This is a genomic window from Microcystis aeruginosa NIES-2549, assembly GCF_000981785.2.
GTDB lineage: Bacteria > Cyanobacteriota > Cyanobacteriia > Cyanobacteriales > Microcystaceae > Microcystis > Microcystis aeruginosa_C.
Map to the genome: position 1 here is coordinate 1,970,158 of NZ_CP011304.1, position 24,476 is coordinate 1,994,633.

General features: G+C 43.5%; 26 protein-coding genes and 1 tRNA gene. 12 read left to right on the plus strand and 15 right to left on the minus strand.

Going from position 1 to position 24,476, the window contains the following annotated elements; all coding sequences use genetic code 11:
- Positions 1 to 10: 10 nt before the first annotated feature.
- Positions 11 to 703: a helix-turn-helix domain-containing protein gene (locus myaer_RS09640; RefSeq protein ID WP_046661932.1), complete on the plus strand. Its 693-nt coding sequence runs from the start codon at positions 11 to 13 to the stop codon at positions 701 to 703.
- Positions 704 to 758: 55 nt separating this feature from the next.
- On the opposite strand, the gene myaer_RS09645 is transcribed toward myaer_RS09640, so the two are convergent.
- Positions 759 to 1,607, minus strand: a complete 849-nt coding sequence (locus myaer_RS09645) for a M28 family metallopeptidase (RefSeq protein WP_046661933.1) — start codon at positions 1,605 to 1,607, stop codon at positions 759 to 761.
- A gap of 109 nt (positions 1,608 to 1,716) precedes the next feature.
- On the opposite strand from myaer_RS09645, the gene myaer_RS09650 reads away from it, so the two are divergent.
- Positions 1,717 to 3,093 carry a flavin monoamine oxidase family protein gene (locus myaer_RS09650; protein ID WP_046661934.1) on the plus strand — a complete coding sequence of 459 codons (1,377 nt, stop codon included), beginning with the start codon at positions 1,717 to 1,719 and terminating at the stop codon, positions 3,091 to 3,093.
- A gap of 85 nt (positions 3,094 to 3,178) precedes the next feature.
- On the opposite strand, the gene myaer_RS09655 is transcribed toward myaer_RS09650, so the two are convergent.
- Positions 3,179 to 5,704 carry a mannose-1-phosphate guanyltransferase gene (locus tag myaer_RS09655; RefSeq protein ID WP_046661935.1) on the minus strand — a complete coding sequence of 842 codons (2,526 nt, stop codon included), beginning with the start codon at positions 5,702 to 5,704 and terminating at the stop codon, positions 3,179 to 3,181.
- Positions 5,705 to 5,910: 206 nt separating this feature from the next.
- On the opposite strand from myaer_RS09655, the gene myaer_RS09660 reads away from it, so the two are divergent.
- Both myaer_RS09660 and myaer_RS09665 read left to right on the plus strand, forming a co-directional pair.
- Entirely contained in the window at positions 5,911 to 6,102 is a 192-nt protein-coding gene (locus myaer_RS09660) for a hypothetical protein (RefSeq protein ID WP_043998683.1), read from the plus strand.
- Positions 6,103 to 6,269: 167 nt separating this feature from the next.
- Positions 6,270 to 6,343 (plus strand) — tRNA-Arg (locus myaer_RS09665).
- Between the two features lie 299 nt (positions 6,344 to 6,642).
- Here the strand turns inward: myaer_RS09665 and myaer_RS09670 are convergent.
- Both myaer_RS09670 and myaer_RS09675 read right to left on the minus strand, forming a co-directional pair.
- Positions 6,643 to 6,918, minus strand: a complete 276-nt coding sequence (locus myaer_RS09670) for a hypothetical protein (protein WP_002795807.1) — start codon at positions 6,916 to 6,918, stop codon at positions 6,643 to 6,645.
- Positions 6,919 to 7,259: 341 nt separating this feature from the next.
- On the minus strand, positions 7,260 to 7,808 hold the full coding sequence (locus myaer_RS09675; protein ID WP_046661936.1) for an RDD family protein: 549 nt from the start codon (positions 7,806 to 7,808) through the stop codon (positions 7,260 to 7,262).
- A 231-nt stretch (positions 7,809 to 8,039) separates the two neighbouring features.
- On the opposite strand from myaer_RS09675, the gene myaer_RS09680 reads away from it, so the two are divergent.
- Positions 8,040 to 8,399, plus strand: coding sequence for a DUF6464 family protein (locus myaer_RS09680; protein WP_042790991.1), 360 nt, complete (start codon positions 8,040 to 8,042; stop codon positions 8,397 to 8,399).
- A gap of 67 nt (positions 8,400 to 8,466) precedes the next feature.
- Positions 8,467 to 9,624 (plus strand): 8-amino-7-oxononanoate synthase, encoded by a 1,158-nt coding sequence (gene bioF, locus myaer_RS09685; RefSeq protein WP_046661937.1) that lies wholly within the window; start codon positions 8,467 to 8,469, stop codon positions 9,622 to 9,624.
- Between the two features lie 109 nt (positions 9,625 to 9,733).
- Here the strand turns inward: bioF and myaer_RS09690 are convergent, their stop codons facing one another.
- The 9 genes from myaer_RS09690 to myaer_RS09745 form a co-directional block, all read right to left on the minus strand.
- Positions 9,734 to 10,972: an RNA-guided endonuclease InsQ/TnpB family protein gene (locus myaer_RS09690; RefSeq protein ID WP_046661938.1), complete on the minus strand. Its 1,239-nt coding sequence runs from the start codon at positions 10,970 to 10,972 to the stop codon at positions 9,734 to 9,736.
- Positions 10,944 to 11,537 carry an IS607 family transposase gene (locus myaer_RS09695; protein ID WP_046661939.1) on the minus strand — a complete coding sequence of 198 codons (594 nt, stop codon included), beginning with the start codon at positions 11,535 to 11,537 and terminating at the stop codon, positions 10,944 to 10,946. The genes myaer_RS09690 and myaer_RS09695 overlap by 29 nt, the downstream gene beginning before the upstream one ends.
- A 235-nt stretch (positions 11,538 to 11,772) precedes the next feature.
- Positions 11,773 to 12,015, minus strand: a complete 243-nt coding sequence (locus tag myaer_RS09705; RefSeq protein ID WP_046661940.1) for an antitoxin family protein — start codon at positions 12,013 to 12,015, stop codon at positions 11,773 to 11,775.
- Positions 12,016 to 12,409: 394 nt separating this feature from the next.
- Positions 12,410 to 12,838, minus strand: a complete 429-nt coding sequence (locus myaer_RS09715) for an aspartyl protease family protein (RefSeq protein ID WP_046661941.1) — start codon at positions 12,836 to 12,838, stop codon at positions 12,410 to 12,412.
- Positions 12,831 to 12,983, minus strand: a complete 153-nt coding sequence (locus tag myaer_RS09720) for a hypothetical protein (RefSeq protein ID WP_223210630.1) — start codon at positions 12,981 to 12,983, stop codon at positions 12,831 to 12,833. The genes myaer_RS09715 and myaer_RS09720 overlap by 8 nt, the downstream gene beginning before the upstream one ends.
- Before the next feature lie 332 nt (positions 12,984 to 13,315).
- Positions 13,316 to 13,720, minus strand: a complete 405-nt coding sequence (locus tag myaer_RS09730) for a hypothetical protein (RefSeq protein ID WP_046661942.1) — start codon at positions 13,718 to 13,720, stop codon at positions 13,316 to 13,318.
- A 99-nt stretch (positions 13,721 to 13,819) separates the two neighbouring features.
- Positions 13,820 to 14,209, minus strand: coding sequence for a type II toxin-antitoxin system VapC family toxin (locus myaer_RS09735; RefSeq protein WP_046661943.1), 390 nt, complete (start codon positions 14,207 to 14,209; stop codon positions 13,820 to 13,822).
- Positions 14,202 to 14,441 (minus strand): hypothetical protein, encoded by a 240-nt coding sequence (locus tag myaer_RS09740; protein WP_002739406.1) that lies wholly within the window; start codon positions 14,439 to 14,441, stop codon positions 14,202 to 14,204. Before myaer_RS09740 ends, myaer_RS09735 begins: the two co-directional genes overlap by 8 nt.
- A gap of 348 nt (positions 14,442 to 14,789) precedes the next feature.
- Complete coding sequence (locus myaer_RS09745; RefSeq protein ID WP_046661944.1) at positions 14,790 to 16,241, minus strand: RecQ family ATP-dependent DNA helicase; 1,452 nt, start codon at positions 16,239 to 16,241, stop codon at positions 14,790 to 14,792.
- A 228-nt stretch (positions 16,242 to 16,469) separates the two neighbouring features.
- On the opposite strand from myaer_RS09745, the gene myaer_RS09750 reads away from it, so the two are divergent.
- The 4 genes from myaer_RS09750 to myaer_RS09770 all read left to right on the plus strand — a co-directional run bounded on the left by myaer_RS09750 (position 16,470) and on the right by myaer_RS09770 (position 18,539).
- The gene (locus myaer_RS09750; RefSeq protein ID WP_046661945.1) at positions 16,470 to 16,655 is read left to right on the plus strand and encodes a DUF3285 domain-containing protein; all 186 of its coding nucleotides are present in this window, start codon (positions 16,470 to 16,472) and stop codon (positions 16,653 to 16,655) included.
- Positions 16,656 to 16,666: 11 nt separating this feature from the next.
- Positions 16,667 to 17,179, plus strand: a complete 513-nt coding sequence (gene ybeY, locus myaer_RS09755) for an rRNA maturation RNase YbeY (RefSeq protein WP_046661946.1) — start codon at positions 16,667 to 16,669, stop codon at positions 17,177 to 17,179.
- A 28-nt stretch (positions 17,180 to 17,207) separates the two neighbouring features.
- The gene (locus tag myaer_RS09760; protein ID WP_046661947.1) at positions 17,208 to 17,696 is read left to right on the plus strand and encodes a diacylglycerol kinase family protein; all 489 of its coding nucleotides are present in this window, start codon (positions 17,208 to 17,210) and stop codon (positions 17,694 to 17,696) included.
- A 603-nt stretch (positions 17,697 to 18,299) separates the two neighbouring features.
- A complete protein-coding gene (locus myaer_RS09770; protein ID WP_002738935.1) occupies positions 18,300 to 18,539 on the plus strand; it encodes a DUF4327 family protein in 240 nt (79 codons plus the stop codon).
- A gap of 228 nt (positions 18,540 to 18,767) precedes the next feature.
- Here myaer_RS09770 and myaer_RS09775 read toward each other — a convergent pair whose 3' ends face one another.
- Positions 18,768 to 19,958, minus strand: a complete 1,191-nt coding sequence (locus myaer_RS09775) for a class I SAM-dependent methyltransferase (RefSeq protein WP_046661948.1) — start codon at positions 19,956 to 19,958, stop codon at positions 18,768 to 18,770.
- A gap of 286 nt (positions 19,959 to 20,244) precedes the next feature.
- Here myaer_RS09775 and myaer_RS09780 point away from each other — a divergent pair, with 286 nt between their 5' ends.
- Positions 20,245 to 21,525 (plus strand): AAA family ATPase, encoded by a 1,281-nt coding sequence (locus myaer_RS09780; RefSeq protein WP_046661949.1) that lies wholly within the window; start codon positions 20,245 to 20,247, stop codon positions 21,523 to 21,525.
- On the plus strand, positions 21,522 to 22,154 hold the full coding sequence (locus myaer_RS09785) for a retron system putative HNH endonuclease (RefSeq protein ID WP_046661950.1): 633 nt from the start codon (positions 21,522 to 21,524) through the stop codon (positions 22,152 to 22,154). Before myaer_RS09780 ends, myaer_RS09785 begins: the two co-directional genes overlap by 4 nt.
- A gap of 599 nt (positions 22,155 to 22,753) precedes the next feature.
- On the opposite strand, the gene myaer_RS09795 is transcribed toward myaer_RS09785, so the two are convergent.
- The gene (locus tag myaer_RS09795; RefSeq protein WP_162496089.1) at positions 22,754 to 24,454 is read right to left on the minus strand and encodes a hypothetical protein; all 1,701 of its coding nucleotides are present in this window, start codon (positions 24,452 to 24,454) and stop codon (positions 22,754 to 22,756) included.
- Positions 24,455 to 24,476: the final 22 nt, after the last annotated feature.

A 24,476-nucleotide genomic window follows, 5' to 3' on the forward strand; every position in this document is an offset into this window, starting at 1 on the left:
GAGAAGTCCCATGAATGAGTCCTTATATAAATATCATCGGCAAAAATTAGAGCAGTTAATGGCAGAAATTGGCTGTAAAAACCTAGAAGAATTGAGTCGGTTATCGGGTCTATCTTCTTGGCAATTGCAGAGAGTTCGCCATGGTTTAATCGCCAAATTATCCTCTGAATCTTTGGTGAAATTAGCTAATGCGCTGCAGCTGCCAGTTAGCGATCTCCTCGCTCATTTTCAAATCCCGACGATGGGGACAGAGGATCGTTCAGGGGAATTAAAAATTCTCGAACAAGAGTATCAAAATTTACAGCAACAATTAGACCAGCAAAAAGAAGAATTAGCCGCAGAATTTCAACGTCAAAGCATCGAAGCGCTCGAATCTTGGTTAGTTCAATGGCCCACGGCCGAGGCCGTTGCCCGCAAAAATCCCGACCTAGCAGCCGTCAAAATCCTCTCCCTAGTTAAACCGATTATGCAGTTACTGGAGCGCTGGGGAGTGCAACCAATTCACAGTGTCGGTGATCATGTCGGTTATGATCCGCAAATCCATCAATTGATCGATGGTCAAGCGGAAATAGGTACACAAGTTCTAGTGCGTTATCGGGGCTATCGTCATGGGGAAAAACTACTTTATCGTGCTAGAGTGAGTTTAATTAAAGTAGAAATGCCGGAAATTCAACCAGTAGAAACAGAAAATGTCACCGCTTAAAGTGATAATTCTTCCAGAGCCTTGGTGCTGTGAAAAATTCCCCCGTAGTCTGCTTTTATCTTATCGGTAAAGATTGCAATCCAAAACAAAGACCTTGACACACTCGCGTTAGGAAATTTAAGTCTAAAGTAGCGATTGTATCCCGAGAACTATGATAATAGGGATTACGCATATTAGCAGTATCTGTCACCATAATTGCCGAATAACCGCGACTCCAAAAGGGAGAATGATCGCTGCGTCGAGTATCGGGGACGATATAACCTCCAAAAATTACCGGCAACCACTCGCAGGGAGTCTGATTTTCTCTCATGACTCGACTGAGAAAATTTAAATCCTTGCGGGTTTTGAGATTGCCAATCAAAGCGATAAAATCCCCGGTGTTGGGGTAAAAATATTCTAGAAAAGCCGGATATTTTTGAGAATGGGGATTTTTATCACAGTAACCGAGCATTTCTAAGGATAACATTAACCTTAAATCCTGCTTAGTTTGTTTTAATTTTTCTGCGTAGGCAATGCTCCCCAGTAATCCGTATTCTTCTAGATCGAAGGCAATTAAACGAATTGGATAATTAGCCTGATTCTCCCCAAAAAACCTCGCTAATTCTAATAATACCGCTAATCCCGTGGCGTTATCGTCGGCCCCCGGCGACCCCGGCACCGTGTCATAATGAGCGCCAATTAAAATCGGAGGTTTTTGACTATTATTAGGCAAATCCAAGATTAAATTTTCGTAATTTTTTCCCTGAAAATGGAAAAAATGTGATTCAACCTTTCCCCAATTGCCTAACTCTTGCCGCAGGTATTCTCGCACATAAAAATGTCCTTGACTAGAGAAAAAAGGGTTTCTTTCTCGGACAATTTGTTCTAGGTGTTGGCTTAAGCGATCGCTAAGAAGATCAAACATTGATGGTAGCAGATAATTTAATTAAAAGAGCCAATAGATAGAGAAACTGAGGTAAAAATCGGGGAGAATAATAATTGTTAATTATCAGGTATTCTGTGGGGCTAAAATCATGACCAATCTCCAGTGGACTAGCTATGATTGTATCGTTGTCGGGGCGGGATTAGCAGGATTAATCGCCGCGCGTAATCTCCAGAGGCGAGGTCATCAAGTTCTGGTGATCGAAGCGCGAAATCGTTACGGTGGCAGAATGTCTGGACAATATCTCCCCTCCGGACAGTGGATCGATCGAGGTGGTCAGTGGGTGGGCCCAACCCAAGAGCGTTTTTTAGCCCTCCTCGACGAGTATAAAATACGTCGTTTTCCCTCTCCCAATCAGGGAAAAACCGTCCTAGTGTTCAACAACAAACGCTATGAATTCAATGGTTTTTTTCAAGGTTTCCACGAGGGAGAAGTACCCGATATCGGCGCGGCAGAATGGCAAGATGCGATGTCAGCATGGGCGCGTTTTCAAGAACTAGCCAAAACCCTACCTTCAGGTTATCCCCAAAGCAACGATCACACCAAAAAACTAGACAGTAAAACTTTTGCCCAGTGGATTGAAGAAAACACCAGCACAGATTTTGGTCAATGGTATTTTGCTTATATGGCCCGTGCCGTCGGGTTTCTCGGACCGGCCGAACCCCAACAAGTCTCACTGCTGCACGTTCTTTGGGGACAAAATTGCGCCCCTCAGGCCGAACATCCAGAAGCCGAACTGATCCATGGCGGAGCGGGACAAATTCCCGACAAGATCGCGGCGGAGTTAGGAGAGCGAATTCGACTGGGGGAACCGGTTTTTCGCCTTAATTATGACTCGGCCGGCGTGACCGTAAAAACCAGCCAGAACACTTTTACCGCCAAATTTGCCATCATTGCCATGCCGCCCCATCTTGCCGGCCGCATTATTTATCATCCCCCGCTGCCACCCCAGCGAGAACAACTAACCCAACGAGTACCGATGGGATGCTGCGCTAAAGTCCTGATTTCCTACGAGCGACCTTTCTGGCGAAAACAGGGACTAGCGGGAGTTGCTCAGGGGAATTGTCAATGGTTGGAACTCTGTGCTGATAGTTCCGATCCCGAAACCGGCGTCGGGGTAATCGCCACCTTCCTAGTTGGCGATCGCTATAACCGTTGGCGCTCCATGAGTAGTCCGGCGCGTCGTGCCGCCGTCCTCTCGGATTTAGCTATTTATTTCGGTCAAGAGGCACTTTTCCCGATCAGTTACGATGAGGTGGATTGGCCCGGGGATCCCTGGACTGGTGGCGCATATTCCGCTTTTATGCCCCCCGGAGTCTGGACAAGTTTCGGCGAGGCTCTTTTTACTCCCGTCGGACCGATTCACTGGGCCGGCACAGAAATGGCCGATCGCTGGCCGGGATTTTTTGAGGGAGCGATCCGCACCGGTGAGGCGGCGGCCGATCGAATCGCCTTCCTTTTGCGGTAAAAATGAGCATTTACAGGGCTACGCCACCTTTTAGGTCAAAAAAGTCATCATAGTCAAGTTTCGGGGCTAATAGGGCAGAAAACTCTTAAATCATCACTATTTCGCCCTGGTAATGTTCGACGAAATACTGCACACGGTGACGATATTCTTTAATTGTCCGATCGACCCATTCCCGCTGCTCACTGTTAGCGTAGATATGCACTAAAGGTTCTCCGGCATCGGGTAAAATCAATACCCAGTCATCATTAAGGGGATTAATCACCTTGACTCCATCGATTAACTCTAGATTATCGGTAGCGTGAGTCTCCACCAGATAGCGCATCAAGGATCCCTTTACTTTCCAAGGACAACGCACCGCCGTATTCTTATTGTAAATGCGCGGTAACTCGGCCCGCACCTGAGCTAGAGAACGTTCCTGAATGGTTAACATCTCCAAAAGTTTCGCCACGCTGAACATGGCATCGAAACCGGGATGTAATTGCGGAAAAATAAACCCAGTTTGCCCAGAGCCTCCCAAAACCACGTTAGGATTGGTTTGACATCCTTCCATTAAAGCGCTAGGACTGGCTTTTGTCCGCACCACCCGGCCATCGTGACGACGCGCGATCTGTTCCACGGCACTAGAAGCATGAACCGGCACTACCACTGTACCGCGAGGATGGGCGGTCAGAATTGTATTCACCATTAGAGCAGTTAATTGTTCCCCGCGAATCGATAAACCACTCTCATCGACGAGGACTAATTGTTCCCCGTTGGCCGAAACTTGTACCCCTAAGTTCGCTTTCAGGGCCTCCACCACATGGCCCAATTGATGGATCAGTAACTCTCTTTCCTGCATGGAAAGGGCATTCTGACGTAAACTGGCATTGAGAACCACGGCATCACAGCCAAATTTAGCCAGTAATTCTGGTAAAATCGCGCCAGAGACTCCGTAGGCGTAATCAATGACGATTTTGGAGCTACTATTGCGAATAGCCTCCACATTTAGCTGAGTTTCAAAGGTTTTGCGGTAATTATCGAGAATATCAGCCGGATAGGACATACTGCCGATTTCCTGCATTCCCACCCGTCGCAGATCTTCTTTAAAATAGGCCCCTTCGATTTTCTTTTCCTTGGCTTTGGAAACATTAATCCCTTTTTCGTCTAAAAACTCGATTAAGAGAAAATCTGGGCGATCGGGATGGATACGGACGTGAATGCCACCGACTACGTTTAATTTAGCCACCAAAGTCCGCGAAATCGGTAAAGCATTCGCTTGTAGGTTTTGGATATTAACTCCCACGGACATTAAACCGGCAATCAGCGATCGACTGACCATGCGCGAGACACTACGTTGATCCCGGGAGACGATTACCGTTGACCCCGGTTTCAGGATGGAACCGTAGGCTGCCCCCAGTTTAACGGCGAATTCGGGCGTGATATCGATGTTAGCGAGTCCCGATACTCCTCGTTGACCAAAGAGGTTTTTATGGGCAGTATTTCCCCAAATCAGGTTAATATTGAGGATGGCTCCCGATTCGATCTGTTTACTCGGCCAGACTCTGACCCCGGAATTGATCTGCGCTTCTTCCCCCACGATCGATAATTGTCCGATCACCGCACCTTCGTGTACCTGGGCCCGTCGATCGATTCTGGTTCCCCTAGCGATCGTACAAGCGGCTAAATTGACCTCATCCCCGATCACCACACCATTCCAGAGAATGGGACGTTTCAGATCGGAACCGGCACCGATGGTGACATTATCGCCGATAACCGAACCCCTCTCGATCAGAACATTTGCACCAATGCGGCAATGATTGCCGATCATGGCCGGGGCCTCGATCTGGGCGCTAGGATCGATATAAGTATTAGTGCCGACCCATACCCCGGGGGATGTTTCTCGATAGGGAAATTCCAGGTTAACTTTGCCGGATAAAGCGTCGTATTGCGCTTCTCGGTAGGCCTCCAGATGACCGACATCGCACCAATAACCATCGGCCACATAACCATACATAGGTTCGCCCCTTTGCAGCAGCAGCGGAAACAAATCTTTAGAAAAGTCGGCTTCTTCTTTGTAGGGGAGATAATCGAGGACTTCTGGTTCAAGAATATAGGTTCCGGTGTTGACGGTATCGGAAAAAATCTCGCTGGTGGATGGTTTTTCGATAAAACGGCGAATTCTGCCTTCTTTGTCGGTAATCACTACCCCAAATTCGATCGGATTGGCAACCCGCGTCAGGACTAGAGTTGCTTTCGAGTTTTTGCTTTTATGGAATGCGATCGCTTTTTGCAGGTCAAAATCGGTGATACTATCGCCACTAATCACCAGAAAGGTATCATCTAACCATTCGGCGATATTTTTCACACATCCTGCGGTGCCTAGGGGTTGATCCTCCTCGACAGCGTAGGTGATTTTTACCCCAAAGTCGCTGCCGTCTTGAAAGTAGTCGCGCATGACATCGGGGAGATAGTGCAGGGTGGTGATAATTTCGGTAATGTCATGCTTTCGCAGTAAATTAATAATATGTTCGGCGATCGGACGGTTGAGAATCGGGACCATCGGTTTGGGAAGATCACAAGTAAGCGGACGTAATCTTGTCCCCGAACCACCTGCCATTAGTACCGCTCGCATAACTTCCTCCCAAGGCTATCTTTTCGCCGTTTTTAAATATTTTTTGCAAATTATGGCTTTAGTTTTCCTATCTCGATCGAGCTAGTTCCTAACCGGCATTCTAACACCGTCTCCCGGATTCAGGACAATATTTTCTTTTCCCAAGCCGGCAAAACCCAAGCTTACAATGGGAGATGTGAATTGTCTAAATCCAAGGATGAGATGGCATGAGACTGGTTATTTTTATCTTAATAATTTTTTACGGTGTCGGTGGTTGGAAATTCTGGAATGGATACAGAAGCACTAATTTTAGTTCCAGTTTACCCAATCGTTTAGCTCTAACACTGTTCTGGCCGCTTCTGTTGGCTGTTAATCCCGCCTACCGCAAGAATTTTCAAAAAGCCCTCAAGGGCAAATAAAATTAACATACTGCCAAGGTTGCGGCCATAAAAAAGAAAGGGGGTGGGTATCGAAGCGTTTTCTGCTGGATTAGTCGAGATTACCCCCCCCCAAAAAAAACCCTTAAATAATCCATGGTGATCAGCAATTTAGCTGTGGATGGCTTATCATGGTTAGGGAAAAAATTGGGGTCGTAGCTCAGTTGGATAGAGCGAGTGCCTCCTAAGCACTAGGCCGCCGGTTCGATCCCGGCCGATCCCGCCTTTTTCAGTGATCAGTGATCAGTAAACAGCGAAAAGATGCTGGGAAACTGCTATTTAGGGCTGGCTGAATAATGATAAAAACCTTGTTGGGTAAGACTTTTAGACTTTTTGTCAATCAAAAAGTACCAGGCATGGGAGTGATGAGGGGGAAAATTGAGGCACTTTTTCCCTGAAAATGAGGTAATTGGCCACCTCAAAACCGCTAAAACCCCACACCCCACACCCTGTCCCCACGAAAAACTTTTTCAGCAGACCCTAATTAAGCCCGTAGGCACGGCTACGGGCAACTTCTAGAGGTTAGGCTTGATCGCTTCTGTTTTCGTTAATCTGTCGGATGATTTCAATCATTTGAGCGTGTCGATCATCCATTCTCTCTAGATGCCGGTAAAAATCGGCTTGAGTCTCATAAAAATCTGATTGTGCGCTTGCTATTCGAGCTAGGTAATCGTAAAGCCCTTTTTTCTCCTGTTTCCGTTCCTCGCGGTCACTAGCGACGGCATCGGCTAGGGCTTGAATAGCGCGAGCGTTCGATTCCACTATTTTCTCGATCCGCTCTAATCTGTCTTCTGACATTTTGGTAAACTCCTAATATACTAATTCTTCTCCCCCACCGATGCCCGTCGGATGGGGGAATAACTTTAATTATGGGCTTTTCGATGCCAACGCTGATCCGATTCCCTAAATTCCCCCTGTAATGCGATCTCATCAGGAGTCTTAATCTTTACTGACTATTACCAAGTCATACTAAATCCGTTGAGTATAGGCTATATATCAGGACGGGAAAAAGGCACTCATGCAAGAGGCAAAAGGGGGAATAAATAATCAGTTTTTAATAACTGGATTTAGTATCACTCAAAACTCAAAACTTAAAACTGATAACTGATAACTGATCACTGATCACTGATAACTGACATTTATCTTCTCATTCTGCCCTTAACTTGATACCAAAGCCTTCTTAAACGTAGATCGAGAGAAAAACCTCGACGGGTGGGAATAACAATCGTGCCACCGATGCGATCGTGGAAAGCTTGGTTAAATCGATCATCACCGATCGCCATACCACAATCGGCGAAAAGGGGCGAAGATAATAAAATCAAACTTAAAGGATTGCCAAAAAAAGTATTTAACCCTAGCATCATTAAAGCTGCCCCGCCACCAGCGATCGCCTCTCGTTTGCTTAACTCCAAAATTCCGGGTAAACGCTGAAGTCGTAGATCGATGATCTTCATATCCAAGGCCCAACGTCCTAAACTCTGACCCTGATTCTGCGCCACCAATAACACCCGCAAACACCACCAAATCAGGAGAAAAAGGAAAAATTGCAGTACAGGCGCACTATTAGCAAAGGAGCTTAAAAACCAGATCGAGGCAAAGTCGATCAGGAAAGCATAGGCCCGACGATCTAAGGGAATTTTCGGAAATTTTTGCGGTAGATTATCTTCAGGCGGGATGGGGTAAACCATAAACTAAATTCTCGGAAAAATCCTGCGGTTTATCTTCTACTCTAATCGGGAAATTGGCAATTCTAGGGTAGTTGTCCCTTGTCTTTTTTCTCCCCCTGTCTCGGAGTCTTCTGTCTGGGAGTCTGCTTACCTAACCGAAGATTTTTGATTTTTGCAGGAGATATAATTATTAATCGACTCGGAGATCTAGGCTACCATTGAGCAAAGGTAGCCCAGAATACAGGGATAATCATGGAGCAAGATTCATTAACAACGGAGGTTATTCTAACCCATCCACGGCAAAGTTTGGGAGAGATCCAACTGGATTGGATGCCACAACCGGGTAATTATTTGGCCTTAAAAGGACAAACCTATGCGGTTTTGGAACGTCACCACCAGTATCAATACAAGATTGGTGGCTATTGTTTACGCAAAATTTCCCTTTATGTACAAACTGCTCCCACCCCTAACGAAAAAAGTTTGATTGAAGGACGTTGGGTGATGGGGGATGCTAGTTGTCGTTTTAACGCCAGATCCGAACTGTTACGCTGTGCGATTAACCCCCCAGGTCCCTGTCAAGATTGTCGTTTTTACGAAACTATTAAGCCTTAAAAGAGCCTTTTTCGGCAACAATCTGGCTATTTTTCCCCTAGCTGACTGCTATATTGACAAATCGCCTATGAATCATCCTTATTCTTGGATCGAGGACAGCTTAAAAACCCTCCATCGGGCCAATTGGTATCGAAGGGTTAAAACCATTCAAGGCCGGGGCGGAGCCGTTATAGAATTAGAGGGTCGATCGCTGATTAATTTTGCCAGTAATGATTATCTGGGATTAGCAGCCGATGAAAGAATGATCGCGGCAGCCATAGCAGCAACACAACGCTATGGAACTGGAAGCACCGGCTCGCGTCTATTAAGTGGACACCGAGATCTTCATCGAGACTTAGAATTAGCGATCGCATCCTTTAAAAATAGCGAAGACGCGATCGTTTTTAGTTCGGGATATTTAGCCAATTTGGGGACAATTACCTGTTTAGTGGGGCAGAAAGACCTGATTTTAGGCGATCAATACAATCACTCTAGCCTCAAAAATGGAGCCAAGTTAAGCGGTGCCACGGTGAAAGAATACCGGCACAATAGTCTCGAAGACTTAGAAAATCAGTTATTAGCCCACCGTCATCACTATCGTCATTGTTTACTGCTCACTGATACAGTGTTTAGTATGGATGGGGATATCTGTCCCCTAGCGGGAATTCTCGCTCTAGCCGAGATTTATAATTGCATGGTTTTGGTGGATGAGGCCCACGCTACCGGGGTTATGGGGGAAAATGGCACAGGTTGCGTGGAATATTGTGGTTGTCAAGGACGGGAATTAATTCAGATGGGGACCCTGAGTAAAGCTTTGGGCAGTTTAGGGGGATATGTGACCGGAAACGCCAAAATTATCGATTTTATCCGCAATCGCGCCGCCACCTGGATTTATACTACCGGTTTATCCCCCGCCGACACCGCCGCCGCTAGAATGGCTTTAGAGATTATTCGTCTGGAACCGGAACGTCGCCAACGCCTACACCAAAATATTAATTTTGTCAAGAGTAAATTAAATAATCTTAATATATTGCCTTCGGAAGCGGCGATTTTATGTTTACCGGTAGCCAATCCGGGTCAAGCCCTAGAATTATCACAAAAACTGCTAGAAAAAGGGATTTTTGCCCCCGCAATTCGTCCTCCTACCGTTCCCACCAGTCGTCTGCGGTTTACTGCCATGGCCACCCATAGCCGCGCCCATCTAGAGGTTCTTGTCCAGTCTATTGGCGAATCTTTGCCCATATAGGGAAAAAGTTTTTGGTGGGAGCAGGGTATGGGAACGGCTTATGCTGCGGCAGGTTTAGGGACTCTTGAAAGGATTGACAATTTTCAGCCCATCAATGTCTGAATAGTTACTAATTCTGTACGCAAATATTGCATCTAGAATTAGCTTTGTACGCTTTGACCCGTACTGGGTTAACTACGAACCTCTCTATCGGATTCCCGCTAAAGGCGGCCTCTCCGACTACCTTTCTTCCAATATTTAAGGAACCATTAATATCTGCTCCATAGAAATAACCCGACGAGCTTCTGAATAGTCCTCTTTTAATTCTCTTGCCTAAATAGCTTTTTTGCTTTTGAATAGACTCTAAGTCTAAGAAACTACATTTAGAGGTATAGCTTTCATTAGTTGTTTTGACCTCTATTCCTACTAAATTTGCTTTATAGGTAAGTTGTTCGATAAACCTTGAATGAGGAATATTTACGAATGACTGGTTATTTCTATCTCCAATATTAATGTTTTGTTTCCAGCCTTGATTATGACCAATAACTAAAAGGTTAATTTGATGAGCTAGTAATTTATCAATAATATATTTACTAGCGGTGTGGAGGTAATAATCCACCTGGCAATTACGCTTTAAAGTTAAACCTTGTATTCTTTTACTGGTCTTCTGTAGACTGGGTAATTCCGATTTGAGTTTAGCTAGTGTCTTGTTGTACTTTTGATTGCAGGATTTTAAGGCTTTTCCACATACTAAAGTTGGCTGAAATTCGGGAATATTAGAGGTAACAGCAGCTAGGTTATTTAAGCCTAAATCGATAAAAGCATATCTTTCTCCCTCTTGACTTGATGAGGATGGTTGTTCATAGACAATCTCTAAACAATAAGCACCCAATTTAGGAATAATCCTGACCTCTAAGACTTCCTTTAAATTAGTTTTAAATTCTAAATTAGTCCCTGATAGCTTGATTAAACCTTGCTTCAACGCTTTTTTAGAAATGGCTTGATAGTTATAAGTTAAAACGTTTCTACCTTTTTCCTTGTCTTTGTATCTTGGCAACTTAGGCTCTCCTGTAAATTTATCTGGCGATTTTTTGTATTGTTCTTTCGCTTTTTGGTAGGATTTAAAGGTTTTTTCTACTTGCTTTAATACTAACTGACTTACTTTGGCGGGTAAGGCTTGATAATCTGGACTCATTTTTAAGGCATGATGTAACTCAGTCATTGTTAAAAATGGTTGATGTGAAAAGAAAACTTGACGGTTTAAATAAACAGCACAATTATACAGATTCTTCGATAAAAATCCTAATTTATCAATTACTGAATAATTTTTGTGATTAAATTTAATTAGATGTTTTTGAACTAATTTCATCATTCTCCTCAAGGCATTTAATTAAACATTCTGTCTTTCTATTTCGTTGTCTTAATGAGTATAATCGAGCGCAAAATGAGGTAATTATGCTCACGAAGTCTTGCCTTAAATCGTCTTTTCTTTCTTCTGCTAGATTAACGACCTCTATATCTCTATTTGTTTGACTTAAAAGAACTTTCAGATAATTAAACCCTACTCTGCTTAAACGATCTTTATGTTCTACGACAATCAAATTATCATCAGTTTGTTCTAGAAGTTTTAATAATAGCTTTCGATGATCATTGACTCCACTTCCTACTTCTTTAACTACTCGAACAATTTGATAGCCTTTCGCAATACAATAAGCTTCCAATCTTTTTGCCTGAGTCTCTAAGTTAGATTGATTTTCTGAACTAGAAACTCGCGCATAAATAGCTACTTTATTTTCACCGCAAGAACGGTCATCTTCAAAAATAATAATTGTTCCTGTAGGAAGACGTTCTCCTTGTAACTGCCCTCGATTCCACATTCTCCAAGCAGTGTCATAACTGATCCCTTTTTTCTTAGCATAATCTGATAGTTTTATATGAACTGCAATGTAAACTTGTACTAACCATATTAGCAGTTGTTTGCAGTTATTTGCATATATTTTTTATAAAACTTTACAATACCCAAATGGCTCAAGTTTGCGGCTTGCCGCTAAATATTCGCAGGCAACCTGCCAAATTAAAACTCCCTCTGTCAGATTAGCTACTAGAGAAGCTGCGATTGCCTGCTTACTAGGATAACGCGAATCATTGACGTAAATTAAAACATTTGTGTCAACGGCGTTCATGCAACATATCTCTAGTAAACTGGGGAGCATCAGAGGGAATGGGGTTTTGTTGCATTCGCTCAACAAGCAGTCTTAAAAAATTCTGCCTAGCCGCAATATCGGTAATCTTTGGGGGAATAATTTGAGGTGATTTGACAAAAAGCTCCACCTCAGTGCCTTCAGGTAAATCGTAAGCTGTTTGAAGGATGAACGTACCACTATGATAAATCGCTTTCAAGGCTTGGGGCATGGGGAAATCTCTATCACAAGAATTAGGGGTGATTTAGTTAGCTGCTTACAGTCTAGCCTACAGGATTGCCCCTCTATTTTAACCAACGCTAACATTCCTCAACTTGGCCCACCAGAGCGGCATCGCACTTTAACCCACAGCTTCAATAAATGTGCATGGTGCGTTCCCCAAAAATCGATCAGTGGAGCAGTGGGAGCCACATTAGGGAACGCACCCTACAGCTACAAGATCAGCGTGCTGCTACGCAGTGCCTTCGGCATCGCACTACCTCCGCCAAAAGATGAAGCGGTATAACGGTAAAGTGCAGCGGCGGCAGATACCCTCAAACTCAACACAAGCGGCTTTCGCCCGTCCGCTGCCACGCAGTGTTAGCTGGCTGGCAAGAGCAACCAACCTATCCCGAAACAGGAGCTTTGGGGCTAACTGCAAACTCTAGCTGTGAACGGTAGAAGCAGACATCAAACTCCATAAAGAAGTTCACCTGCCCCAAGATAAGCGGCAGGTTGGTAGCTTGTGTCCAGGCAAATACCAGTTGCACGGGATCAAATTGCCCAACGACCGCTTGAGCAAGTACGACACGCGCCTCATATTGAGCCAAATTTCCTGTCAAACTCAGTGCTGTTGTTTGCCGATCCCATTCGTACCCAAGCTCGACTCCTACTGAATATGGTAGTACGTTTACACTTGCTCCAGTGTCCAATAGACCGGATGCTGTGACAGAAGCTTGTCTGTAAAACAGAGTAAAAGGCAAATGCGGACGAAAACTGGCTTCACCTAATGCCGCGTCACCAGAAACAAATGGATATCGCTCAGCGTTACCCATGGTCTTGAGCTTTGGTAGCCTGTAGCACTTTTAACATCGTATCTGCTGCCTCAACCGCATCATAGGGCGACCACACTGGGTAAGCCTGACCCTGTTTAATCAAATCTGTCTCCTGTTGGGCTAGTTCTGAAATCAGGAGCTGCATGATATAAAACTTATCTGAACGACCCAGTTCTCTCAATGCCGAGATTAATTCTGATGAAACCATATAAAATGAAATGCTCTTGTCAAGCTAGGTTTACCCTTTTATTCTAATCGCGCCAACCCGATGCAGTGACGTGCTCGCTGAGCATACACGATACAAGATCGGCGATCGCTTGGATGTTCGGCTAACTAAGCTTTCTTGAGCATTTTATCTCCTCGTCTTTACTCATTTTATTATAACAGGATTTGCTATCACAACTTCAATCAATGTGCATGGTGCGTTCCCCAAAAATCGATCGCTGGAGCAGTAGGAGTCACATTAAGGAACGCACCCTACGGCTGTAGCATTGAGGGATTTGCAATAAGTCCTCCAAGACCAATGGCTACTATTAAGAACAATAGAGCAAACGCGATTGACATATAGGTTAAAGTTTCGGCATGAGGTCGCCAATCAATTCCAAGTTCTGCCTGATGATGCTTCACCCAATTTGACAAATCCCAAGTCTTCCATGTGCCGAAACAAAACATAATGAACGTCCCGATGCTGAGTAGAAATGGTAGTTGAAGAGCAAGCCGGATTAAGTTTTCGCTAAGTTTAGCGCTGATTACATAGGTCAAAATCGCCCCAATAATTCCAAAGGAAAAAGAGGCGGATTTGCATAAATTTTCAAAATAAAATTTATGCAAATCTATCAGTTGTTCAAACTGAAGCCATTGATACTCTTTATCCTCGCTCAAGAACCAATTCTCCTTTTTTAACTTCAGATACCGATGAACTAGCCCTGTTTACACCCTCCACCGAGGACTTGCGGCATAACGGTCTAGTTAGGCTTTTCGCTAAGGGTAGGGTAATACATTTAAATTTTGAATAAATCGGTAGTCTCGTTGATTCTTGGTGATAAAAGGGTAATTCCATATTATTGCTGTACCTGCAATCAAGCCATCGGCAATCAGCAAACCGTGACTTAGCCGATACAAGCGAAGTAAGTCAACCGCTTTGTCTGAAATAAGTTGGTCAATTCTGATTACATCAAACTGTTGAAGGAATTTTTCCAGCGTCCGTAACTCTGACTTGTTAGTGCAGCCAACAATTAGTTCCATTTGTGTAACTACGCTAATTGCTAATCTGGAACTTGATTGTAGCCTTTGCAGACAATTGACTGCTTCAGAAATACCACGACCAACATCAATGATTATGTCGGTATCTACGATAGTTGAACTAGCCATTTGTCTTTGACCACTCGCTTTCTCGTAAATTTCGCACCCAAGTAGTACTATCTAAATCTTGACGATCGCGCCACATTCCAACAAAGGGATCATTAACTAAATCAACATTTGACGATGCAGACAGAGGTTCAGAATATATGTACTTTTGTTTCAAAAAAGCGATCAGGCTGACTACTTGGCTCTGTGCTTCAGCAGGCAAAGATAAAAATTCACCTAAAATCTCATGAGTCATGGTTGTATCCTCCCCTATATCACGCCCAAAAGCGTGTTAGCCAGATTAGCTTACTGCAAAAAGCTTCCTTTAAGGAGACTTATCACAGAAGCCTTCTGGGAATGTAGCAAAGATTCTTATATCTGGCTGCACTTTGTCACAAAATTTCACTATTATTTCGGGTAAGGTATGGTAAATCTCTTGATAGATAGGCCAGCGTTTTAATCGGGACTAACTTCTGGGAAAACCGCTATAGATCTCCTGCAAAAATCAAAAACCTGACCTTAGGTTAGGAGAATCCGAGACAGGAGGAGAAAAAAGACATAAAAATTTAGTACAAATGCTCTGCTCTCCCTGCTCTGGCGCTCCCTAGCTTACCAGAGGTCGATTGCGACGACAATTATCGCAATGACCACAGCGAAAATTATCGGCATTTTCCTGAAACCCAAAGGCATTTAAGAGAAAGTGCCAACGACAGCGACGGGTATAGAGGTAGGGAAATATCTCATTTTTGGGTTTAAAAGTCATCTTGGCTGAATTATGGCGATAAATAAGCCGATAATGAAAAGGATCGAGCCATTCTAGGCGATCGAGACTGTGTAAAAGGGAGAGAATGAGCGCACCATCGGGAAATTCGGCACTAATCGCCTCTACTTTGCCCTCTAGGGGAATTTGGGCTAAAATTTGCCAAGCTTGTCGGTATTGGCGTTCCTGTTGGGAGTTAAAGAATTTTTGCTGGTTTTTATCGCTATTATCTAACCATCCCGTCGGTTCACTAATTAAGGTGAGAGCCTGCATTTTACCCCCATCGCGACCACCGCGGCCGATTTCCTGTAGGTATTCCGATAGTAAAGCCGGGGGTTGGTAGTGGACAACCCAACGCACATCGGGTTTATTGATACCCATGCCAAAAGCTGAGGTACAGACAACAAAAGTTAAATCCCCCCGCAGCCAATTTTGTTCTATGTCCCGACGCTGAAAGGGGGATAAACCGGCATGATAGGCGCTGGTGCGATAGTGGAGAGATTGCAACCATGCCGCTAAATTTTCACTATGGCGACGGGAACGAGTATAGATCAGGCCGGATTGTCGAGGTTGACTGGTGAGGAAGTTTAATAGTTGATGACGACGACAACCGGGGCTAATACATATTTTGGTGCTTAAGTCAAGGTTTTGACGGTAAGGATTTATTAAGAAAAGCTGCGGTTTTTCTAGTTGTAAGACGCGGGTGAGAGTCTCACGGGTGGCGGGGTTAGCGGTGGCGGTAAAAGCAGCGATCGCTATTTGGCTGCCGGCCGGTTTCGATTGCAGCAGAGCGGGACGGACAGCACCGAGACGACGGTAAGCAGGACGAAAATTGTCGCCCCACTGGGTTAAACAATGGGCCTCGTCGAGGATGAGAGCGTTAATTTTAACGTGGGGAAGGGTTAATTTTGACCAGAGGGGCGGACTTAAGAGGGTTTCTGGGGAAAGATAGAGAAGTCGCAGGGTTTGATCTGCGATCGCTGCTAAGGTTTTCTTTCTCTGTTGTCGGGGGATTTCGTGATGAATCAGGGCGACGGGTAGTTTTTTGGCTAATAATTCCTCCACCTGATTTTCCATTAGGGCCACTAGGGGAGAAATCACTAGGGTTAAGCCAGTTTTTAATAAAGCGGGCAATTGAAAACAGATAGATTTACCGAATCCCGTGGGCATGACAATCAGGGCATCTTTTGCCGCTAGAATTGTCTCGATAATCTCCTGTTGGGGAAAGCGAAAGCTATCATAGCCCCAAATTTTCTGAAAAATAGTCTGGATGCTTTCGGTATCGTGGGAAGACATGGTTAGACTGCTGGGGAAGTGGGGTGTGGGGTGTAGGGGAGAGCATTTGTATTAAAATTCAGGGGACTGTTTAAAGGCGCAACTGGTTAGAAACCTCTGGTTTAAACAGTTTGAGCGGTTGTTACTATCCCGGACGGGTAACAATTTTTCCCATAATTGAATTTTTTTTGCACTTTTTTAATAATCTGTTACACTTATAGCGATCAATCCTTGTCTGGGGAATTACTGATGACTGAACCTGTTAGCACCACTGACCCCGCAGTAGAAACTGGCGCCGAAGCGCAACCCAGTTACGTCAAACTGGCGATGCGGAATATGGTCAAGAAAAAAGGCGTCTCGTTAAAACACTTTTTTTTGACTACAGCAGCCCTATTAGGCTTTTTTGTCGGTATTTCCTATCTGACGCGTCCCTAGGGTGAAATCTGGTGAGTGAGACTTTGCCCCTAGGGGTGGATTTATGCCTACAGGATAATTATTTTGATCCCGGAAATAGTCCTGTGGATGAGCAAACTTGGCACTATTGGTTGGAGACATGGTTAGGCTATCTATCGGATTATCTCCCCGTTGCCGACGGTTATGAACTAAGTTTGCGTTTAACAGACGATCGAGAAATTCAGACCTATAATTGCCAATATCGCCACAAAGATCAACCGACGGATGTTCTCGCCTTTGCCGCTCTGGAAGTGGATTTCCCGGTCGATGAGGGCATTTTAGAGACAGAACCTTTATATTTGGGGGATATTATCATCTCTGTGGAGACAGCACAACAACAGGCTTTAACACAAAATCATTCTTTGGCGCGAGAATTGGCCTGGTTAACTGCCCACGCTTGTTTACATCTTTTGGGTTGGGACCATCCCGATGAAACAAGTCTGTTAGAAATGCTATCTTTACAGGAAACTTTGTTAAAAACCGTCGAAATGCCGATACATAGTTAGTTGTTTTTGTCAAGCATTATTGAGGAATATGAAGACAAACTATCATCAAGCCAACCAATCTACCAGCCTATCTAATCCCTATCTCAACAATAATTTTATCCCTCGATCGGGACAGCTGAGTGAGGGCAACAATCCCAATCAAAGAGAATACGCTTGGCAAGTCGCCTCGAATCTATTAGTCAGTTTTCGCTACGCTTGGGCCGGAGTCCGTTATGCTTTTGTCAGTCAGAGAAATTTTCGCATTCACACCCTGATTACCCTAGTAGCGATTAGTTGGGGCTTATTTTTGCGGGTTAATGCCCTAGAAATGGCGATTGTCTCCCTTACCTGCGCTCTGGTGATGGTCTTAGAATTAATTAACACTGCCCTAGAATCAGTGGTGGATCTGACGGTGGGGCAATCCTACCATGATTTAGCCAAAATAGCGAAAGATTGTGCGGCCGGTGCCGTTTTAATCGCCTCGATCGCCGCTTTACTCGTAGCGGCTTTTATTTTTATTCCCCATTTGCTAGGGTAAGCGGGAAGCTTTTTTCAGTGATCAGCTGTACTGAATTTAAACTGCGTAGGGAAAAATTAAGTACAAATGCTCTGACTTCTCCTCCCTGCTGCCAACTCCGGCACTCCAGTGCAGTCCTAACCAGTAATTTAGATAGGGTTTGCGACAAAAAGTACGGGCGAAGCATTCGGATAGAAAATCTCCGGTTTCACCGATAGGTTATTGCCCGAATGCTTCGCCCCTACAGGACGCGGGCCGATGAAGATGCAAGGTTTTGAACCACGATTCTCTCAAAATCTTGCACCTGTTTCGCAAGAAAAGCCCCAAAACCCTTACCTTGCCTACATTTCACATTTATTCAGCCAACCCTAGATAGTCAACAGCTTAACTGATCACTGATCACTGATCACTGATAACTGATTTGGCATAAGGGGACTCGACAACTTTTAGCCGATAAATTTAACTTTTCTTAACCTAAGCCTAAACTGGCGAGGGGAGAGGGTTCCGCTATATATTATAAAAAATTGTCATCGTCGATACAGCAAAAAATCTCTTTTGTCCCTCTATAGGTTAGACTATAGTTAGTGATAAGACTTCTTTTGTAGATCTTGCAGGAAATCTCCCATGAGTGCCATAACTTTCTCCACCGCTCCCACCGCTTACTCTATCAGGATGATTAAGGACGAAGTCCGTCAGATGGTAGAACAGGGGGTAGTGAGCAGACACCAACCGATCTACACCCTCTGTCAGTTCATTCCCCCCCGGGAGTGGGTTTGTGTTGAATGTGAACTAGAACGATGTGACTACCTTCTCAGAGATCAAATTGGTGACTTGATCGCCTCGGAATCTTGGGATAATGATTAAACTCTCCCGGTTGCCGATGGGCAAAAATCGGACTGATCAGAAATTTAGCAGCCTTGTCCACTTCCTTAAACTATTATAATTCAGCCCCGGTTAATTCTGGGGCTGAAACTATGGGGACAGGAGGGGGATAATTGTTGAGAAAAAAGAAGTTTTTGTAAGATTTAGCCAAGTTAGTTCACAAGTTACCCATTGCCAAGGGACGCTATCTCTAACATCCCAGAATTTTCCCTAACTTAAAATCAGTAGTTGGCGCTGTTGTAAGGAACGCACACCAGTTAATCCTAAAGCAACTTGAGCGTCGATTTCTCCCACGCTTAAACGACCATCACAAGCTTGTAAAAAAGCAAATTCTCTTTCCGAGAGATTAACCGGCCGATAATCGTAATCTAGAACACTTGCACTAGGCCAACCGTAAAGACAGGGATGAACTTCGGCCACTGCATTCTCTAGGACTTGATCCCCGGACCAATCGGCAGTCAAAATCGGTGGTTTAGCGAGGAAAAATTCATAGTGGGTGATTTCTGGGTCTAATAATTCCGTCAAGCGATAACGTTCCCTTTCCCCTAAATTTTGCGCTCTAGCCATCAATTCGGGTGATTTACCCAATAAACGCTCTAATTGCCAGTAGGAAGGGTTAGAAAAGCCAATAAAAGCTAATCCTGACGCATCAATCAGGTGAAAGAGGGTATCGATATTATAGTCCACTTCCCGGGGGTGAACATACATATCAGCGAAGGACTCATCGCGATGATTTTCCATTGACCAACGCTCTTTTTCCCGTTTCAAAATGCGATTATTTTCCGGTAGGGAGGCAAAAATCTCTCGGCCGACAGCGACCCCATCTTTATAATCCCCGCGTCGGTCTCCCTGCAAAAGTGCGATCGCAGATTGCATTAACTGGATTTCCCAGCGTCCCAATTGAGCATAGACGAAAATATGCAGCAGACCACCAGGGGCCAGTTTTTGCGCGAGGGATTGAATACCTTTAATCGGGTCCGGGAGATGGTGCAGCACCCCGACGCAGTTAATTAAATCAAATTCTCCGGGGAGATTAGTGGCGGATTCAAGGGGTAAATGGTGAAAATCCAGAGAACCTCGGTGTTTTGCTGCGACTCCCGAACGATTACAGCGTTCTTTGGCAATTTCTAGAGCTTTTTCACTGATATCTATCGCGACTACATGAGCGAAAGGGTTGAGAGCGAGCAGATATTCGGTTCCCGCACCAGTACCACAACCTGCATCGAGAATCCGAATATCCTCTCGTTCGGGTTTACGATGACAACAAAAGTTATAGGCAGCAATCCAATTCCAGCGCCAATTGTAACCCGGAGGAGGTTCATCTAGGAGCGGTTCGGGGGGGAAAGGATAGGTATTGTAGAGACGTTGTACAGCAGTGCGAATAGTAGCGTCGTCGGACATGAAAATTGGCAGAGTTTAGGATAACACTCGATCGATTGTCTCACAGACGGCAGCGATCGGGAAAGTCAGCCTGGTTTTTTTTGAGTTAGTCGAGGGTAAATGATAAATAATCATTATGACTATCCGGTTCTGTGCCAAAATTAGATATTATTTCTTTGGTCGATATTTTTTTCTATTCCTTGTCCTACTGTCTCTTAAGCCTATCTAAGTTTTACTGGCAATTATTCGAGAGTCATTCTCTAACAATTATCTCAAATATAAGCAAATCTTGCCGATACAAAAAACCATGAGAATTAAGTCTATAAAGCTTATTAATTATCGAGGTGCAGTCAGTTTAAACATCGACTTTCATCGGCAATTAAACGTATTTATAGGAGTTAATGGGGCGGGAAAATCAACCATTTTAGACAGTTTGGCTATTATGCTTTCATGGTTAGTTAATCGCCTAAAAAACACTAATGCCAGTGGACAACAGATTAGCGAAACCGAGATTAATAATGGTCAGGGGACGGCTATAATTGAAATCACTGGGGTGACGGAAGATAGTCAAGAGATTACTTGGAAAATAGTAAAAACTAGGACTGGATATATCCACGCTGGAGAACGGAGTAATTTTAGCCAATTAAATGAATACAGTCAAGAAATACAACGACAAATTACTGAACATCAAGGACAAATTAACTTACCTTTATTTGTTTATTATTCTGTTAATCGAGCCGTGGTAGATATACCATTAAAAATTAAAACAAAACATCAATTTGATTCTCTAAGTGCCTACGAAAATGCTTTAACCAGTGGATCAGATTTTCGCACTTTTTTTGAATGGTTTCGCGAACGTGAAGATTTAGAAAATGAAAATAGAAAATATCAGGATTATCTAATTAAACCAGAAGGTTTTTGTTTTCCTGATCCCCAATTGGAAGCGGTTCGGGAAACGATCGAACGTTTTCTACCCGATTTTACTAATCTTAGCGTCCGTCGTAATCCTTTGAGAATGGAAGTAACAAAAAAGAATAAAATAGTTACTGTTAATCAACTTTCTGATGGAGAAAAATGTCTGATTGCTATGCTTGGAGATTTAGCTCGAAGAATGGCGATTGCTAATCCTCAAAATCCTTATCCCTTAACGGGTAATGGTGTTATTATCATTGACGAAATTGATTTACATTTACATCCTCAATGGCAAAGATTTGTAGTACCTAAATTACTAGAAGTTTTTCCTAACTGTCAATTTTTTATTTCCACCCATTCTCCTAATATTATCACTCATGTTCAACCAGAAAGTTTACACTTCATGGAACAAACAGAAATGGGAATAAAATTTCATCCCGTGCAAGAGTCCTACGGCAAAAATGTTGATCGAATTTTGGAAGATTTGATGGGATTAGAGACAACTCGTCCCAAGGAAATCGCTGAAGCTTTGAAAGATATCTATGAACAAATTTCTCAAAATCAATTAGAGGCAGCTAAAAATAAAATCAATGATCTCAGAGCTAAAATTCAAGATGATCCAGAATTAATTAAAGCTGAAGTTATTATTCGACGCAAGGAAATTATCGGAAAATGAAGTATATTAGAAAAAGACAAGAACCACCAGAGTTTAAGAATTGGAAAGAGCAAGCTAACTCAGATTGGCAGCCCGACTTTAGAAATTTAGCGGGAAAACCAAAAGAAATACTAATTAAAGCTTTGATGACAGAACAGGGGGAAATATGTTGTTATTGTGAAAATCGATTGATTGATGGTAAATGGCATATAGAACATTTTAAACCTCAAAGTGATCCCAGTGTTGATCCCCTAGATTATGCCAATTTGCTATGTTCCTGTCAGGCAAATCTTAAGCCTGGTGAACCTCGGCACTGTGGTAATCTAAAAGATAACTGGTTTGATGAAAATCTCTTAATCTCTCCACTTAATCCCGATTGTGAGTCTCACTTTGCCTTTAACTATGATGGTACAATTAAACCTGCACAAGAAGATGATCAAAAAGCAATTAATACTATCGAAAAGTTGGGATTAAACCTCAATAAACTCAAGGCACTTCGTAAGGCAGCCATCGATCCTTTTTTGGATGAGGAGATAGATAATGCTCAATTAAAAGTTTTTGTCAATGGATATTTATGCTTAGATGATCAACAAAGATACAATCCTTTCTGGACAACAATCAAATATTTGTTCAGTGATTTAATTGAATAATCTTTCCTTGACAAAAATACAAGAATTATTATAAAAGTTTGGATAAACCAGAAAAACTATAAAGTCTTATGAAGATTATTCAAGAATTATCTCAAAAGTCAACAATTGATGAGATTCTGTCCAGATAATTGGGGTGGTAGATCAACCTTATCCGAAACAGAGATTGTTGTCGAGAGTCGGAGAGAAAAGCAATGAATATCAAGGATACGTTACAGAATGTTGTCCAGTACCTAACAGACAGGGTAAGGGTATCTTAAAAATCCTTGACAAAATGAACTTTATGTGAGTTGCTTACCCAGATGACGATTCAGGCATATTTGAGGAGAATTTGCCATCTCAATTGTTAAACAAAAATCGACCAAATGGGTCCAGTTCGTAACTATTCTGATTGACTGGTATCACTTGAAATGCCCACACAATTTGCCAATTGTCAATAGGGTATGATACTAAATCCGTTTTTAATAGTACGATTAACTCCCAAGAATGATAAGGAGTAGCAAAATAAAAATGGTTTTTCGGTCACTCGATTGATTTCACTTGCAGTTCTATTGATTGCTAATCCTGCTACCAAAAAATTGATCGCCCGCAAAGGGAAATCGTTATTCCAGGGATTCTCGAAGATCACCGCCTCCCGATACGGTTTTCCAACCGATCACCAGAAAAATGATTAAAGCAACTATCGCCATAAATAAGCCGATCGGAGTACCGATCAGATCCCGGGCGAATTGTAAACTATAGTTAGTTTTTAGATCGGCATTTCCATCCCAAACTACCGTTTTTTCCGCACCGAGAAATAACAAGTGAATCCCCCGAGAAAGAACGAACTCTCCCACGATAGTGAAGAGAATTAACTGTTTCAGTCTCACGGGTAACATGGCCAGATATTCGGTAACGATCAAGAGCAACAGAACCACGATAGGAGTCATACTCTCGCCGATAATTCCCCCTCGATGAAATCCGGGTTGCAGGAAACAACCTCCCAAAAAACCGCTCGCGAGTACCGATACTAAAAATGATCTGGGAAACAAAGGTTTACCCTTAACTTTTCCGAAAACTCGTTTCCCGAAAACCGTCAGAAGGACGGCGCTCAGGGTTATCGTTATAGAGCCGGCTAAAACACTAAAATACAAGCGAAACCATGAATTCCACAGCCGATAGCGTAAGATGTAAAACTCGCCCCCCTCTCCGGGGCCTTTCTGGATTCGATCTTGAACCGCGTCGGAAAGTTCTAGGGGATAAACGGTAGACCACGCATTGTTGAAAGCATCGGAAATTCTAACGCTCGCGGTCGCCCCCCCCGTCGTTCCCATTGCCGTCTGGAAGATAGAAGCGAGACCGAAGTGAGAGATTCCCCATAAATACCAGGGAAGACACACGGCGATCATGAGGATTAATGGAAAAAATAACTGACGGACTACAAGAGCTAAATTTTTACGATTTACCCAGAGATTATCGATGATCGGGGCGATAACATAGAGTATAGCGGAAGGATGACTGAGAAAAGCTAATCCCCAACTAACTCCACAACCAATCCCAGAAAGCGAATAGACTCTTGTGCGGGGATTGTTTCTCAAGTCGAGATAGAAATAGATGCCGGTTAAGATATAGACCGTGGCCAATACCTTCGGCCAAGGGTAGGTGATTATATTACTCAAATAGGGACTAAAAGCCACGAGGAAAAAGGCTAACGGAATTAACGACGGACGCAGAAAGAGAGGGATTAGGAGGGTCAGGAATACTCCTGGTAAAATTGCGGTAATTTGATAAACCGCAAATGAATTTTCTAAAAGTGCCAGATAATAACTAGAAAATAGATTAAATAAAGGAGTTCTAGAAGTAACATTATAAGTTCCAAAGTAAACCGTATCGGTTTTCTGAAGTCCCAAAAAAATTTGAGCGATATCGAAGTGCATCCACCAATCCCCGTAGTAAAATCCCCCACTGTAAAGCACGACGAAGAATTGCATCCCTAGCAGGACGAGCCAGAACAAGATCGCTAGGTATAGCCATCTATAGTTTTCTCTTTCTTCCGCTTGCCACAATTGTCGCGTCAGTAACCATAGAGAGATAATAAATAAACCAGCCGTCGCTAACAGAAAAAAAGTTCTTCCGGAAAAGCCACAAAGAAAATTAACGAAAGCGATCGCCGATTGTAAAGCCATTCCCCAAGCACCAGCAAGGGCCATACATTCCTTGACGGTAAAGCGCGAGATCGCTCTCAGGCTAACATAGCCGAGGGTGAAAGTTAGGGTTAGCGAGATCGCCCCGAAAAAAAACAACTGTAAAAAGCTTATATTCACGATTAACTATTTACCTGAATCT